Source organism: Streptomyces sp. NPDC127190, from assembly GCF_042672505.1.
Taxonomy (GTDB): domain Bacteria; phylum Actinomycetota; class Actinomycetes; order Streptomycetales; family Streptomycetaceae; genus Streptomyces.
This window is the reverse complement of record NZ_JBHXVE010000040.1, coordinates 24,695-39,088: the sequence shown is the minus strand read 5'-3', so window position 1 is coordinate 39,088 and position 14,394 is coordinate 24,695. Positions and strand designations below refer to the sequence as shown.

Below are 14,394 nucleotides of genomic sequence, written 5' to 3'. Positions count from 1 at the left end.
GAAGCGGGGCAGCACGAGCACACAGGGGACGTACGGGGATGGCACTGCGCGACTCGGACCCGGCGGAGGTCGGCGGCTACCGGATCGAGGACCGCCTCGGCAGCGGCGGCATGGGCGTGGTCTACCTCGCCCGGTCCGCCTCCGGCCGCCGGCTCGCCCTGAAGCTCGTCCACGGCCAGTACGCCGACGACGACGAGTTCCGCACCCGGTTCCGACGCGAGGTCGCCGCGGCCCGCCAGGTCAGCGGCGCCTTCACGGCCCCCGTGGTGGACGCCGACGCCGACGCGCCCCGCCCCTGGATGGCCACCCTCTACATCCCGGGCGAGGACCTCGGCACCCATGTCCGCCGGCACGGCCCGCTTCCCCCGGACCGGCTGCGCGAGCTGGCCGCCGGGCTCGCCGAGGCGCTGCGCGACATCCACCGCGCCGGAGTGGTCCACCGGGACCTGAAACCGGCCAACGTGATGCTCGCCGAGGACGGCCCCCGGGTCATCGACTTCGGCATCTCCCGCGCCGCCGAGTCCGCCGCCGCGGACGCCCTCACCCAGACCGGACGCGTGATGGGCACCCCGCCCTTCATGTCTCCCGAGCAGTTCACCTCGCCGCACGAGGTCGGCCCGGCGACCGACATCTTCTCGCTGGGCGCGGTCCTGGTGCACGCCGCGACCCGCCGCGGCCCCTTCGACAGCCCGAGCCCCTGGGAGACGGCCACGAAGGTCGTCGAGGGCACCCCCGACCTGACCGGCGTCCCCGCCGACCTGCTCCCCTTCGTCCGCCTCTGCCTGGCCAAGCACCCCAAGGACCGGCCGACCCCCGGCGAACTCCTGCACCTGCTCCGCGAGGGCAGCCTGCCCGACCCCGGACCGGGCGCCGGCACCCGGCACGCCGAGCCGCCCCGCCCCCGCAGGCGGCGCCGCACCGTCTGGCTGGTCTCCGCCGCGGCCGCGCTGGTGCTCGCCGCGGCCGGCTCCCTGGTCGCGCTGCGGCTGGCCGGGGACGCGACCGCGGGCGCCCGGGCCGACCTGCCCCCGGGGTGGCGGCCCTGGCAGGCCCACGAGACCGACAAGCAGACCAGCGCCGGTGCGGCCTTCCCGTCCTGTGCGGCGCTCGACGGCGGCCTGATCTGCGCCGGCGACGGACTGAAGGCCGTCCGCTTCTCCCTCGCCACCGGCAAGGTCGAGTGGACCCGCGTCGCCGCCGACCACCCCGACCCGAACAGCGGCGGCGGCACGCTCCCCGCCGCCGGCCTGCTGGGCACCCGCGGCCACGACGTCTACACGACGGCCGACAGCTCGCCCAAGGGCGCCCAGGACCCCTCCTACGCCCTCCAGGCCGTCGACGCCCGCACCGGCAAGGTCCACTGGAGCAGGCCCGTCGGCGACATCGAGCCCTCCCAGGGGGACGGCACCGTCGCGATGACGGCCGACGGACCGCTCGTCGTGGGCGCCGACGGCAGGAGCTACTCCCTGCTGGACCCCGCCACCGGCAAGCCCCGCTGGAAACACTCCATGCCCGCGCAGCACAGCATGTCCGCCGACAGCAACTGCGAGATCCAGGCCGCGCGGGGCCGCGGATACCTGCTCTGCGTCGGCTCCAAGGGCCGGCGCACCACCGTCTCCCAGCTCGACCCGGCCACCGGCGACCCCCGCTGGGCCACCTCCCTGGAGGGCGGCCTGACCCTGGCCGGCCAGGCGGGCGCCGACCGTCTGGTCCTCCTCCAGGCCCCGGGCGTCCCCGACGACCCGGAGGCCAACACGGCCTCCCCCTACCGCCGCCTCACCCTGCTCGACCTCACCCGCCACGCCCCGCACATCGTCCCGCTGACCAGCACCGTGCCCGCCGACGCCACCCCCACCCTGGCCGGCGGCACCCTGTACTTCACCCTCAACAGCGGCGAGGTCCGCGCCGTCGACCCCACCACCGGGATCACCCGCTGGCGCATCCACTCCTCCGTGGAACGCCCCGGCCCCCCGGCCGTCACGGCCACCCGTGTCTTCGTCGTCTCCCCGGGCGGCCGCCTCGCCGCCCTCGACCGCCGCACCGGCAGGGAACTCCACAACATTCCCGGCCGCGACGACCGCACCGACCCGATCTTCGTCTACTCCGGCTCCACCCCCCTGCCCCACGGCGACGCCCTGTACGTCCCCTACGGCGTCCGCTCGGTCTACACCGTGGACACACGCAAGCTCTGAAGGGACTCTTACCCGGCGCACCCTGTGGCCCCGGCCTTTACTCCCCTATGGTCTTGACATGGGCATTCTGATACCTGGGCTCGCGCCGACGGTGGTCGGCGTCGTGTGCTTCGCTGTGATCTTCGCCTGCATGGCCAAGGTCCTCCTGCCGCGCGTCAACAAGGTCCTCGGCGAACGGACGGTCGCCATCGACGGCCAGAGGGAACGGGCCGAACAGCTGACGGTGGAAGCCGGTGAAGTCCTCGCCAGGTATCGCGAGGAACTGGCCGGGGCCCGGCACCAGGCGGCCCGCCTGCGCCAGGAGGCTCTGGAAGAGGGCACGCGTCTGATCGCCGAGATGCGCGCCGAGGGCCTGCGGGAACGCGCGGCGATGATCGAGGAGGCCCAGGCGCGGCTTGCGGCCGACCGCGTCATCGCGGAGACGGAGCTGCGGGGAGACGTCGTGTCGTTGGCCACGGAGCTGGCCGGCCGGGTGGTCGGCGAGGCTCTCGAAGCCGACAGTGCGATCGTGGACCGCTTCTTCTCGGACCTGGACGCTCGAACCGCCACAGGCCTGTAGCAAGCGAACAGGGCCAGGCCGAGGAATACTCCTGCGACCTGGCCCTGAGCCGTACAGAGCGGGCGACGGGAATCGAACCCGCGTAGCTAGTTTGGAAGATCACGTATGCGAATGGGGGCTGACCTGGCGAGTCGCTGACCCGCACCTTCCCAGCTCGGGCCCTGTGGTTCCCCGACGTTCCCCGTCTCGCACCCATGGATCGGGCACGCAGGGGGCACGGCGGCCTTCAGTCGCCGCCGACGGAAGCGAAGACGAGAGGAGGTTGCTCGCTCTCGTCTTCGTTCGTCCTACCTGTGGCGCCTGAAGAGCGTCCTCCAGCAGATGACGCCCGCAGAGATCGCCTCAAGACAGGCGATCCCGATCGTGGCACCGACCGGAACACCCTGAACTGCACCCACCCACATGGTGAGCACAGGCCCAGCCGTGCCATACGTCATCACGGCACCGACAGTGATGACGTCGAGCATCTCGCGACTCTTCGACGCCGGCAGCCGCATACTGGCCGTCACACTGCCGATCGGCTTGATCTGGATGTTGATGTCTGCGGCAGCAGTCGGTCCGTTGTTTGCTTCGTGCACGTGAGTCTCCTATGACCCAGGTGCGGCTCACCCCCTGTGAGCCCGACGTCACCCAGGTACTAAGCACGCCACGCGTCACCCCCTCTCCCAGGTTGGTCATGGCAACAGGGCCGCTCATCACGGGCCAGCCCCATCGGTGCATCCGAGAATACACATGGACGCAGCAAATGCGCAGCGATATGCTGCTAACGGCTAAGCCCCACCGGGGACGATCTTGATGGGGGACCAACATTACGAGACGGTCAACTTTGAGAGGACAGAACCTTGGCATCCAAGGCCGAAGCTCAACGACCCGCCATCAGTGAACGGATCACTGTCGCTCTGATCGCGAAGGCAGCAGAAAGCTTGCAGCGCTTGCAACGTCGCACCGGGCTTTCGAAGACCGATGTAGTCAATCGAGCCGTGACTGTCTATGACTTCATTGATCAGCAGCTTGAGGATGGCAATGAGCTGCTGATTCGCCGCAAGGGAACCGATGAAGTGCAGCTCGTCCACTTTCTCTGACCGGTCACCGTCACCTGCCAAGGTGCTCAACCCACCACTGTCCCCAGCTTCCATCCCGTACGCCGTCGACCCACACACCGTGGAGCGGGCGTGGTTCCTGGCGTCCAGGTGGAGCGCGCCACTGTACGAACGACCTGGACGCCAGGGGCCGCGTCTGCTCGGCTCTGCCTGGGTCGATGGTGTGCGGGATGGGAGCCCCCAGCATCCGCCACGACGGACCCGCAGGCGGCAACGGCGCCCCCTCCATCCCGGTGCCGGCCTATCCCCCGCCGGAGGCACTGTTCTGACCGTCGCGTACGCGGTGATCGACTCATGGCCACCGGCCCTATCCACCAGTGGGCGCGCGTCGGCGCAGCGCGGGCGGAGCGGGCCGGAGGCAGGAGCGTCGCCCGCGGCGGAGCCGGGAGCGCGCCCGGCGGAGCGGAGCGCAGCCGGGGCTTGATGAGGTAGAGAAACCTGTAACAGCTCGCGCGTCGCCTACGCGTCGAAGTCGTACTCCAGGATGTAGGACGCGGCGTCGAGCGTCATTTCGTTGATCTCGACAGGGCGCCCCTCGTCGGCGAACGCAGTGCGGCAGATCAGGATGACCGGCGTGCCGGCGGAGATGCTCAACTGATCCGCTTCGTCTCGCGTAGGCATGCGAGAGCGGATCTCTTCCCGGAAGTGGACAGGCTTGTAACCGAGTTCGGCAAGCCGGGCGTAGGTCCCGCCGGGGCCGGTGTCCTCCTGCGTGATCGCAGAGCCTGCAACCACCGAGGTGGGTAGGTAACTGGTTGCCAGGAGGACGGGCTTCTCGTCCAGGACGAACCGTCGCCGGCGCACGCACACGGTGTCCCCGTCTGCCAGTTCCAGGACGGCCCCGATTCCCTCCGGAGCTTCTTCCTCCGACACCGTGACCTGATCGACCACGAGGGTGCGGTTCTCGATGTCGGCAGACCAGATGGAGCGACCGCTTCCCCACTGTTCCTGGGACAGCCTCTGGATGCCGCGCCGCCGCAACGGGCGAAAAGCTCGTACGAAGACGCCAGCGCCCTTGCGGGACTCGGCAACCCCTTCGTCCTTCAGCACGCTGAGCGCCTGACGAGCGGTCATGCGGGCCACGCCGTGCGCGGCCATCAACTCGTTCTCCCCTGGAAGCCGATCACCGGGACCGTACTCGCCGGACTGGATCGCCTCCCGCAGGGAGTCCGCGATCCGCTGGTACTTCGGCCGACGGTCATCATCGGTGCTGGCCATTCGGGAGCCCTCCTCTCTTCTCTAGAGATCCCACTCTAGGGGAACAGTTGTCTCGCTGCCCCTTGCGTGTAGCCCACACCTGCCCCTTTCAACATCTCTATACATCTCTCTTGACGTCTCTAGAGAGGTACTGTTCTATAGAGATGTCTAGAGAGGTCGCATCGGGCGGCCTCCCCAGAACGAGGGATGTGCTCATGCCGTCTTTCAAGATCGACCTGTCGACCGCCGTGGTGTTCGTGGCGACCGCGCCGGAGCCGAAGGTGAAGAACTTCGTGACCGGTGAGCGGTCCGTGAACGCGGAGGGCAGGCCGATGTCCACCGTGGGTCTGCTGGTCTCGGACGAGGGGGAGGGCAGCCTCCTGAAGGTCAACATCCCGGAGAACGGTTACCCCGAGGGCCTCGCCCCGGGCATGCCGGTCAAGGTCGTCGGGCTGAAGGCCAGGGACTGGGAGAACGTGATCAAGGGTGAGAAGCGACAGGGCATCGCGTTCAGCGCGGTCGCAATCACCCCGGCGGCCTGACCATGGCTGACATGACGGTGTGGCTGGAGGCCACGGGGGGCTTAGCGGCCGTCGGTGGTGTCGGCTACGCGAAGCTGCGGGCGCCTCGCGCTTACTGGGCGCTGGTTGGTCTGCCGGCGACGTTGACCCGGTTCGGGTTCACGTACCGGTCCACGATGGACGTGTGCGGGCTCACGGTGCAGCCGTCGGGTCTGCGGGCGTTCATGACCCGCAACGTCGCCCGCCGTGAGGTGCAGCCGGTACCGCCGAAGATCCGCCGGGTGCGGGGTACGTCGACCGGCCTGCGGGTAACCCTGCGGCTTCCGGCCGGCTTGGAACCCGCCGACGTGGCCGCCGCATCCGAACGGCTCCGCCATGCCTGGGGTGTGCATTCGGTGACCGTGGTGGAGGTCAAGCCGGGGTTCATCGAGTTGAGGATGACCGGGCATGACGTCCTGCGCCGGGTCCGGATGCCCCGTAAGGCCGTGCCGCACGACATGATCGTGCCGGTCGCTCTGCGGGAGGACGGGACCGCCTTCGAGCGGGACTACCGCAAGGCCCCGATGGCCCTCACCCTCGGCGCGAACCAGTCGGGGAAGTCCATGTATCAGCGCAATCTGATCAAGGGCCTGGCTCGGCTCCCGGTCGCCCTGGTCGGGGTGGACTGCAAGCGCGGGGTCGAACAGTCCGGCTACGCGCCGCGTCTGTCGGCCCTGGTGACCAACCCGGATGACGCCTCGTCTCTGTTCGGCATCCTCGTGGCGGAGATGGAAGATCGCTTCGACCTGCTGAGAGACCAGGGCGCCTCCGACATCTGGGAACTGCCCCAGGAGCTACGACCCGTGCCCGTGATCGTCCTGGTGGACGAGGTCGCGGAACTGTTCCTGATCTCCTCGAAGAAGGATGAGGAGCGGCGGGAGCGGATCGTGACCGCGTTGATTCGGCTGGCTCAGATGGCTCGTGCGGTCGGGATCTACCTGGAGATCTGCGGACAGCGGTTCGGCTCTGATCTCGGCAGGGGCGCCACGATGCTCCGTGCCCAGCTCACCGGCCGAGTCGTTCACCGGGTCAACGACAAGGAGACGGCCAAGATGGGGCTGGAGGACGTGGCCCCCGCCGCCGTGCCGGCCGCGTGCCTGATCCAGATGGACCGGCCCGGTACCGCCGTCGCTGCGGATGCTTCTGGCGGCTGGTCGAAGATCCGCACCCCGGCCGTGACGCGAGAGGAAGCGATCGCCGCCTGCCGGGCCTTCGCCCACCTGGTTCCGCACCTTCCGTTCCTCGACCCGTTCCGTCCCCCCGCGCCCGCTGTGGCGCCGACGAGCGGACCGTCGCTGGTCAAGCCGCGACCGGTCACCGAGTAACACCACCCGTCCCACGGTCGGCGTGACCGCGATCGCGCCAGGTCCCTACCCGAGCCATGCCTGATGGAGGACTCCATGGCCGCACGGAAGACCGCCAAGCCTCAGCCCACCAGCAAGCCGTGCCCCGACTGCCGGGCCGGACAGGTCTCGGAGCCCTCCACGGTCGGTGGCCGCCGCAAGCGCGTGAGCAACGACCGCCAGGAGGCTCTCTGCCTGACCTGCTTGGGCTCCGGCCAGACCCCCGCCTGATCCGCCCACTTCGGGCCCGACTCCCCGTGAAGGGAGGTGTCTTTCATGCCCCGTTCGCCCCTCCGCCCGGACGCCGTACTCATTCAGGCCGTGATCGCCGGTGCACTGTCCTTCGCGCACCTGCACGACTTGGCTGAAGCGGCCGGTCAGTCCGGGTGGAAGGCCTGGGCCTACCCGGTCTCCGTCGACCTGCTCTTGGTCGCCGCATGGCGCCGCCTGCGCAACGCCCGGCGGGACCGCTCGGCCTGGACCTGGTTCGCTATTTCCCTGAGCGCCTCGCTCGGCGCCAACATCGCCACCGCCGGTCTCCTCGACCTGCATCAGGTGCCCGCCTGGCTGCGGATCCTCGTGGCCGGCTGGCCTGCCCTGGCCTTCCTGGGCGGCACCCTGCTTGTCCACTCGCCCTCCGTCCCACTCGCGTCTTCGGCTGAGCCGGAAGTCGAGGAACCGGTCGTCCCGGAAGTCGACGTCCATCGAGCCGACGAGCCCGCTCCTGCTCTGGCTCCCGAGCTGGCTCCTGCACCGGAACCGGCGCCGGTGAAGCCTGCGGTTCCCGCTCCGGCTGTCCCGGCGGCCCTGCTCGATCACGCCCGCAAGCTCGCCGAAGCTCACCAGGCCTCCACCGGGTCCCCGATGCCGGCCGGAACGCTCTCCGCCCGCCTCGGTCTGCCCGAGGACATGACCCGGGCCATCGCCGACCAACTCCAACTCGCCTGATCCCGAAGGGGGACTCGCCGTGACCGCCCACCGTCGCTTCCGCGACGTGATCCGCATCGGCCCCGTCCAGGTCGCCACCTCTTACGACGGCCGTGGCCGTGACAAGCACACCGCCGCCTGCACCGCCCCGCGCTGCGGCTTCTCCGCCGACTACGACAGCCGCGCCGCCGCCGAACTCGCCGCCCGCACGCACCGCTGCACCGCCTGAGAAGGGACAGCTCCTCATGAACGTTCCGCTCTGGCTCGCCGTTGTCGCGATCGGCTACCTCGGGATCAAGCACGTCCAGCCGCCCTGGTGGCTCGTGGCCCTGCTCCTTCTCGGCGGCTACCTCGTCGCCCACAGCGCCCTGGGCCCCGTCGTCGCCTCCCTCGCCAACTAACCCACCGAAGGGACACACGCCGTGTTCACCCCGAAGTACCCGCCCAAGGACACCGCTCCGCCGCCGGCCACCCTCCCGCCGCAGACCACGGTCCCGGCCCCGGTCGCTCAGTCGGCCCCCGCCCCGACCCCGGTCGCCCCGGCTCCTCCGGTCTCGACCCGGCCGACCATCCAGCTCACCCCCGGCAGCGCGCTCGCCCTCGCCGCTGGCGGAGGTGCGGTGGTCCTCGTCGTCGGCGCAGTCCTGGTCTCCATGCTCCTCGCGGTCGCCATCACCGGCGTCTCCGTTGCCGTGGTCGCCGTCGTCCTGCGCCTGCTCGTCAAGGACCTTCAGAGGGGGCGGTGACCGGCATGGACACCCACGTCATAGCCGCCGGGTTACCGGCCCTGGGCTGGGCCCTGCACGGCGGACTGCTCACCCGCCGCCTCTCGACCGCCCGCCGCGACCCGCTCACCGGCCTGCACACCCGCGCCGGATGGACCACCCGCGCCGAACACCTGCTGGCCAAGCACGCGGACGCCCTCGTGGTCCTGGTCGACCTGGACGACTTCAAGGCCATCAACGACACCCACGGCCACGCCGCCGGCGACACCGCCCTGACCGCGACCGCCCGCCGCCTCGCCGACTGGTGCGGACGCCACGGCATCGCCGCCCGCCTCGGCGGAGACGAATTCGCCGCCATCGTCACCGACCCCGACCGCACCCCTGGCCTCCACCCGCTCCAGCTCGCCCTGGACCAGCCGGTTACACACAACGGGCACGTCCTGCCCGTGGCGGCCTCGGTCGGCCACTGCCACCGCGCCCACCTGCCGGTGCCGACCCTCACCGACGCCCTGACCGCCGCCGACGCCGCGATGTACGCGGCCAAGGGCCACGGCAGGCGCAACACCCACCGCTGATCACGAGAAGGGAACCCCTGATGGGTCTGTTCAGCCGCAAGAACAACGACACCCCGTCCAACCCGGCCATGGCCGAACTCGGCCGCGAGTACGCGATCGCCGAACGCCACCGCGACCGCAAGGCCATGCGCCGCATCACCCGCGAACTCGGATCCACCGATCGCAGCGACGCCGACAGCGCCTCCTTCGAGCAGGGCCGCCAGGACTACCACGACATCCCGCCGGCCTACTCGCGGCGCCGCAACGGCCGCCGCTGAACGGCCCCCGGGGCGGCCTCGGTCGCCAAACTTCCGCCGCCCCGGGCGCCTGAACCCCTTCCGAACCCAAGGACCCGAAAAGGGAGCCCCATCATGCCCCAGCACACCTTGAACCGGCGGATCTGCCGCGACTGCGACGGCTTCGCCACCGCCGCCATCACCACCGGCACCCGCCACCCGGACGGCACCCGCGCCACCCTCCGCGTCACCTGCCTCAGCTGCAAGGGCACCGGCCACCAGCTCGCCGCCGCGACGGTCGCCCGCGCCGGGAGGTGACCAGTTGACCGACACCGCCACCATGGCGGGCCTGGACCCGGCCACCCTCGCCGACGTGCTGAGGCTGGCCGGGTCTGACGGCTTCGACCGCATCCAAGAACAGATCCGCCGCACCGGCGGCTGCTCCGACCCCATCCACCTGCAAGGCTCCGTCGTCGTCCGCGACGCCCAGACCCGCCAGGTGCTGCACCGCTACTCCACCGACACCGAGCCGGGTGGACGGCTCCGCATCGCCTGCGGCAACCGCCGCGCCTCCCGCTGCCCCGCCTGTGCCTGGACCTACGCCGGCGACACTTACCACCTCATCCGCGCCGGTCTCGTCGGCGACCCCGCCAAGGGCACCCCCCACACCATCCGGGACCACCCCCGCGTCTTTGCCACCCTCACCGCCCCCTCCTTCGGCCCGGTCCACAACCGCCCCGGCAACCGGCCCTGCCGCTGCGGCACCCGCCACGCAGAAGACGCGCCGGAACTCGGCACCCCGCTCGACCCCGAGACCTACGACTACGCAGGCGCGGCGCTGTGGAACAACCACGCTTCCGAGCTGTGGCGCTACTTCACGATCTACCTGCGCCGGGAGATCGCCCGCCGAGCTGGCATCACCCAGAAGGAAGCCCGCGAACAGTCCCGCATCGCCTTCGGCAAGGTCGCCGAGTACCAGAAGCGCGGCGCCGTCCACTTCCACGCCGTGATCCGCTTCGACGGTGCTGAGGGACCCGACAGCCCGCCGCCGGTCTGGGCGACCCTCGACCTGCTCACCGACGCCATCCGTACCGCAGCCGCCCGCGTCGCCATGGACGTCGATCCCGCAGGCGACCAGCCCGCCCGGACCCTCACCTGGGGCACGCAGCTCGACGTCCGCCCGATCCGCGCCTTCGCGGACGGCGAAGACATCACCGAACAAGCCGTCGCCTCCTACGTCGCCAAGTACGCCACCAAGGCCGCCGAGACCACCGGCACCGTCGACCGCCGCATCGGCAACAAGGAGGCCCTCGCCCTGCTCGGCGTCCCCGACCACCCCCGCCGGCTGATCGAGGCATGCCTCGACCTGCACGCGCTCTACCCCGACCGGAAGCTCCGGGACTGGGCCCACATGCTCGGCTTCCGCGGCCACTTCTCCACCAAGTCCCGCCGCTACTCCACCACCCTCGGCGCCCTCCGCCAGGTCCGCGCCGACTACCGCGCCACCCAGCAACGATCCGCCCTCGGCCTGCCCGACCCCAACGACGAGACCACCACCCTCACCCTCGCTCACTGGGCCTACGCCGGCCACGGCCACACCCCCGGCGAATCCTGGCTCGCCGCCAACATCCGCCGCGACATCCAGCACAACCGCGAGATCGCACGCGAAGAACGTCCCCTCCTGGAAGGAGCGCACGACCATGAATGAGCGGTACCTCACCGTGGATCAGGTGGCCGACGTCCTCGGCACGACCGTGCGCTTCCCCCGGCGCCTGATCGAGGAGCGGCGAATCACCTATGTGAAGGTCGGTCGGCATGTGCGGATTCCTGAGAGTGCCGTACGCGACTTCATCGCCGCGAACACCGTCGAGCCGCGCCGCCGGACCCTCGTCCGTCGGGGGGTGGCTGCCTGATGCCTGGCAAGCGTCGTCAGTTCGGCCGGGTCCGCAAGCTCCCATCCGGCCGCTATCAGGCCCGCTACCTCGGCCCTGACGGGGTGCTGCGCCCCGCTCCCGACACTTTCCGGACAAAGCGTGAAGCGGATGGCTGGCTCGCGGATGTCCAGACCGAGATGCGACAGGGTGACTGGCGGGACCCCGACGCGGCCAAGGTGCCCTTCGAGCAGTACGCGAAGGCGTGGGTGGCCGAACGGCCGTTGGCCAAGTCCACTGAGGAGCTGTACGAGATCCTCGTTCGGGTGCACCTGGCTCCCACCTTCGGGCGTTTGCCCATCGCCGACGTCACGCCGGCTGCGGTCCGTTCCTGGCGCCATGCCCGGCTGAAGGCCGGGGTCGGCCCGACGACGGTCGCCAAGGCGTACTCACTGCTCCGTACGATCATGGGTACGGCTGTTGAGGACGGCCTGATCCGCCGCAACCCGTGCCAGATCAGGAACGGCGGCACGGTGTCCACCCCGGAGCGGCCCACGGCGTCCATCGTGGACGTCTTCGCCATCGCCGACGCCTCGCAGCCCCGCTACCGGGCCTTGATTCTGCTCGGAGCCTTCTGCGCCCTGCGGTGGGGCGAGCTGGTCGCACTGCGGCGGCGTGACGTCGATCTGGAAGCGGGCATGATCCGGGTGCGTGGCTCGATCTCGGAGCTGAACAACGGGGAGCGCATCTATAAGGCGCCCAAGAGTGAGGCGGGCAAGCGGTCCGTCGCCATCCCGCGCTCGATCATGCCGGTCGTCGTCGCCCACATGAAGCAGTTCGCGGAGGCGGGTGTCGACGGCCGGGTCTTCGTCGGGGCTAAGGGCGCCACTCCGCGCCGCAATCACTTCAACGGGCTGTGGCACAAGGCGTGCGCCGAGGCTGGCATCACGGGTCTGCGATTCCATGATCTGGGGAACACCCTCGCGTCCCAGACAGACGCCAGCACCCGCGAACTCATGACCCGGCTCGGCCAGAGCTCCACCCGTGCCGCGCTGATGTACCAGCACACCTCGCAGAGGCGCGAGCGAGAGATCGCCGACAGCGTCGACATGATGATCGTGAAGGCTCTGAAGCGGCGTCGCCGGCCGAAGGGGCACGCGGGGGGCACGGACGCCTGATCTGGGCTCAAACGACTCAGGCCCAGGGGGGTAGTAAATTTACCACCCCACCTGGGCCTTCGTCGTACAGAGCGGGCGACGGGAATCGAACCCGCGTAGCTAGTTTGGAAGACTAGGGCTCTACCATTGAGCTACGCCCGCAAGCGCGCGCCGCAGGTCGGTGACCGCGGCACTGCACGCATCGTAGCGGGTCGTCCGCCGTCGAGGCCAACGTGTTCGGTACGCGGCGCACCGGGCCCGCCGCTCCCTGCGATTACGGCCGACGGATCCGGCCGGGCCATGTACCCTACGTGTCGCACCAGACGGGGTGTGGCGCAGCTTGGTAGCGCGTCCGCTTTGGGAGCGGAAGGCCGTGGGTTCAAATCCCGCCACCCCGACCACCGGAAGGCGTTGTGAAAACGCCCTGTGAAGATCGCCTTTTGGGGCGCTGACCGGCTGCGGTTACTATGCAAGCTGCGCGCCCGTGTGACCCGGCCCCCAACGGCCTACGTACTCCTCCGGGCGGCGAATCCGCCGGACCTGTCTGGCTCCGGCAGAACCCAAGCAGTCAGCCACAAGGAGACCGAACCGTGAAGAGCGCCGTGGAGACCCTGAACCCGACCCGGGTTCGGCTCACTGTCGAGGTGCCCTTCGAGGAGCTCAAGGACAGCCTCGACGCGGCGTACAAGAAGATCAACCAGCAGGTCACGGTGAAGGGCTTCCGTAAGGGCAAGATCCCGGCCCGCGTCATCGACCAGCGGTTCGGCCGCGGTGCGGTGCTGGAGGAGGCCGTCAACGACGCGCTGCCCAAGTTCTACACCGAGGCGGTCAACGAGGCCGAGCTGAGCCCGCTGGGCCAGCCCGACGTCGACATCACCGAGCTGAAGGACGGCGAGACGCTGAACTTCACCGCCGAGGTCGACGTCCGCCCGGCCCTCGAGATCCCGGACTACTCCGGTATCGAGGTCGAGGTCGACGCCATCGAGGTCACCGACGAGGACGTCGAGAAGTCGGTCGAGCAGCTGCGCGAGCGCTTCGCCTCGACCTCCCCGGTCGAGCGCGCCGCCGAGGACGGCGACGTCGTCACCATCGACCTGGAGGCCAAGGTCGACGGCGAGGTGCTGGAGGACGGCATCGCCAACGGCGTCTCCTACACCATCGGCTCCGGTGAGCTGCTGGACGGCATCGACGACGCCGTCAAGGGCCTGTCCGCCGGTGAGGAGGCCACCTTCACCTCCGAGCTGAAGGGCGGCTCCGCCGCGGGCAAGGAGGCCGAGGTCACCGTCAAGGTCACCCAGGTCGCCAAGCGTGAACTGCCCGAGCTGGACGACGAGTTCGCGCAGCTCGCCTCCGAGTTCGACACCCTGGACGAGCTCAAGGCCGACAGCCGCAAGCGCCTGGCGAACATGAAGCAGTTCGACCAGGCCACCCAGGCCCAGGAGCGCGTCCTGGAGAAGCTCCTCGAGCTGGTCGAGGTCCCGGTCCCCGAGAAGCTGCTCGAGGACGAGGTCAACACCCGCAAGCACAACCTGGAGCACCACCAGCTCGGCCAGATGGGCCTCACCCTCGACAAGTACCTGGAGATCCAGGGCAAGACCGCCGAGGAGTTCGAGACCGAGACCCGCGAGGCCGCGGTCAAGGGCATCAAGACCCAGTTCGTCCTGGACGAGCTGGTCAAGAAGGAGCAGCTGAACGTCAACCAGGAGGAGCTCACCGAGCACCTCATGCGGCGTGCGGCCTCCTCCGGCATGTCCCCCGACCAGTTCGCCCAGGCCGTCGTCGAGGGTGGCCAGGTGCCGCTCCTGGTCGGCGAGGTCGCCCGCGGCAAGGCCCTGGCCGTCGTGGTCGAGGCCGCCACGGTGAAGGACACCAACGGCGAGATCGTCAACCTGGACGACGAGGAGGAGGAGACCGAGGCCGCCGAGGCGTCGGAGACCTCCGAGGAGAACACCGAGGGCTGAGCGGCCCCACGG

Annotated in this window: 19 protein-coding genes and 2 tRNA genes; 18 read left to right on the top strand and 3 right to left on the bottom strand. The window is 69.9% G+C overall.

Annotated features, from left to right (window positions below):
* Positions 1 to 38: 38 nt before the first annotated feature.
* Together ACFVIU_RS36515 and ACFVIU_RS36510 are read left to right on the top strand one after the other, a co-directional pair.
* The gene (locus ACFVIU_RS36515) at positions 39 to 2,192 is read left to right on the top strand and encodes a PQQ-binding-like beta-propeller repeat protein (RefSeq protein ID WP_385847916.1); all 2,154 of its coding nucleotides are present in this window, start codon (positions 39 to 41) and stop codon (positions 2,190 to 2,192) included.
* A gap of 58 nt (positions 2,193 to 2,250) precedes the next feature.
* Complete coding sequence (locus ACFVIU_RS36510; protein ID WP_385847915.1) at positions 2,251 to 2,751, top strand: F0F1 ATP synthase subunit B; 501 nt, start codon at positions 2,251 to 2,253, stop codon at positions 2,749 to 2,751.
* 287 nt (positions 2,752 to 3,038) lie between these two features.
* On the opposite strand, the gene ACFVIU_RS36505 is transcribed toward ACFVIU_RS36510, so the two are convergent.
* On the bottom strand, positions 3,039 to 3,329 hold the full coding sequence (locus ACFVIU_RS36505; protein ID WP_385847913.1) for a hypothetical protein: 291 nt from the start codon (positions 3,327 to 3,329) through the stop codon (positions 3,039 to 3,041).
* A gap of 264 nt (positions 3,330 to 3,593) precedes the next feature.
* On the opposite strand from ACFVIU_RS36505, the gene ACFVIU_RS36500 reads away from it, so the two are divergent.
* Positions 3,594 to 3,833: a hypothetical protein gene (locus tag ACFVIU_RS36500; RefSeq protein WP_385847912.1), complete on the top strand. Its 240-nt coding sequence runs from the start codon at positions 3,594 to 3,596 to the stop codon at positions 3,831 to 3,833.
* Between the two features lie 477 nt (positions 3,834 to 4,310).
* Here the strand turns inward: ACFVIU_RS36500 and ACFVIU_RS36495 are convergent, their stop codons facing one another.
* Complete coding sequence (locus ACFVIU_RS36495; protein WP_385847911.1) at positions 4,311 to 5,069, bottom strand: GntR family transcriptional regulator; 759 nt, start codon at positions 5,067 to 5,069, stop codon at positions 4,311 to 4,313.
* A 194-nt stretch (positions 5,070 to 5,263) separates the two neighbouring features.
* Between ACFVIU_RS36495 and ACFVIU_RS36490 the strand changes: the two genes are divergently transcribed.
* From ACFVIU_RS36490 to ACFVIU_RS36430, 13 genes are all read left to right on the top strand, one after another.
* Positions 5,264 to 5,590, top strand: a complete 327-nt coding sequence (locus tag ACFVIU_RS36490) for a hypothetical protein (RefSeq protein ID WP_385847909.1) — start codon at positions 5,264 to 5,266, stop codon at positions 5,588 to 5,590.
* A gap of 2 nt (positions 5,591 to 5,592) precedes the next feature.
* Positions 5,593 to 6,933 (top strand): FtsK/SpoIIIE domain-containing protein, encoded by a 1,341-nt coding sequence (locus ACFVIU_RS36485; protein WP_385847908.1) that lies wholly within the window; start codon positions 5,593 to 5,595, stop codon positions 6,931 to 6,933.
* Between the two features lie 75 nt (positions 6,934 to 7,008).
* Entirely contained in the window at positions 7,009 to 7,182 is a 174-nt protein-coding gene (locus ACFVIU_RS36480) for a hypothetical protein (RefSeq protein ID WP_385847907.1), read from the top strand.
* 45 nt (positions 7,183 to 7,227) lie between these two features.
* Entirely contained in the window at positions 7,228 to 7,899 is a 672-nt protein-coding gene (locus tag ACFVIU_RS36475) for a DUF2637 domain-containing protein (protein ID WP_385847905.1), read from the top strand.
* 19 nt (positions 7,900 to 7,918) lie between these two features.
* Positions 7,919 to 8,107: a mobile element transfer protein gene (locus ACFVIU_RS36470; protein WP_385847904.1), complete on the top strand. Its 189-nt coding sequence runs from the start codon at positions 7,919 to 7,921 to the stop codon at positions 8,105 to 8,107.
* Between the two features lie 16 nt (positions 8,108 to 8,123).
* The gene (locus ACFVIU_RS36465; protein WP_385847903.1) at positions 8,124 to 8,279 is read left to right on the top strand and encodes a hypothetical protein; all 156 of its coding nucleotides are present in this window, start codon (positions 8,124 to 8,126) and stop codon (positions 8,277 to 8,279) included.
* A gap of 21 nt (positions 8,280 to 8,300) precedes the next feature.
* Positions 8,301 to 8,624 carry a SpdD protein gene (locus ACFVIU_RS36460; protein WP_385847901.1) on the top strand — a complete coding sequence of 108 codons (324 nt, stop codon included), beginning with the start codon at positions 8,301 to 8,303 and terminating at the stop codon, positions 8,622 to 8,624.
* 5 nt (positions 8,625 to 8,629) lie between these two features.
* Positions 8,630 to 9,178, top strand: a complete 549-nt coding sequence (locus ACFVIU_RS36455) for a GGDEF domain-containing protein (protein ID WP_385847899.1) — start codon at positions 8,630 to 8,632, stop codon at positions 9,176 to 9,178.
* A gap of 20 nt (positions 9,179 to 9,198) precedes the next feature.
* Positions 9,199 to 9,435, top strand: a complete 237-nt coding sequence (locus tag ACFVIU_RS36450) for a hypothetical protein (RefSeq protein ID WP_385847898.1) — start codon at positions 9,199 to 9,201, stop codon at positions 9,433 to 9,435.
* A gap of 93 nt (positions 9,436 to 9,528) precedes the next feature.
* The gene (locus tag ACFVIU_RS36445; protein WP_385847896.1) at positions 9,529 to 9,711 is read left to right on the top strand and encodes a hypothetical protein; all 183 of its coding nucleotides are present in this window, start codon (positions 9,529 to 9,531) and stop codon (positions 9,709 to 9,711) included.
* A 4-nt stretch (positions 9,712 to 9,715) separates the two neighbouring features.
* On the top strand, positions 9,716 to 11,101 hold the full coding sequence (gene repSA, locus ACFVIU_RS36440; RefSeq protein ID WP_385847895.1) for a replication initiator protein RepSA: 1,386 nt from the start codon (positions 9,716 to 9,718) through the stop codon (positions 11,099 to 11,101).
* Positions 11,094 to 11,306, top strand: a complete 213-nt coding sequence (locus tag ACFVIU_RS36435; RefSeq protein WP_385847893.1) for an excisionase family DNA-binding protein — start codon at positions 11,094 to 11,096, stop codon at positions 11,304 to 11,306. Before repSA ends, ACFVIU_RS36435 begins: the two co-directional genes overlap by 8 nt.
* Before the next feature lie 158 nt (positions 11,307 to 11,464).
* On the top strand, positions 11,465 to 12,442 hold the full coding sequence (locus ACFVIU_RS36430) for a tyrosine-type recombinase/integrase (RefSeq protein ID WP_385847892.1): 978 nt from the start codon (positions 11,465 to 11,467) through the stop codon (positions 12,440 to 12,442).
* Between the two features lie 70 nt (positions 12,443 to 12,512).
* Here ACFVIU_RS36430 and ACFVIU_RS36425 read toward each other — a convergent pair.
* Positions 12,513 to 12,583, bottom strand: a tRNA-Gly gene (locus tag ACFVIU_RS36425).
* 162 nt (positions 12,584 to 12,745) lie between these two features.
* On the opposite strand from ACFVIU_RS36425, the gene ACFVIU_RS36420 reads away from it, so the two are divergent.
* Both ACFVIU_RS36420 and tig read left to right on the top strand, forming a co-directional pair.
* Positions 12,746 to 12,822: transfer RNA gene (locus ACFVIU_RS36420), tRNA-Pro, on the top strand.
* Positions 12,823 to 13,011: 189 nt separating this feature from the next.
* Complete coding sequence (gene tig, locus ACFVIU_RS36415; RefSeq protein ID WP_385847890.1) at positions 13,012 to 14,382, top strand: trigger factor; 1,371 nt, start codon at positions 13,012 to 13,014, stop codon at positions 14,380 to 14,382.
* Positions 14,383 to 14,394 lie beyond the last annotated feature (12 nt).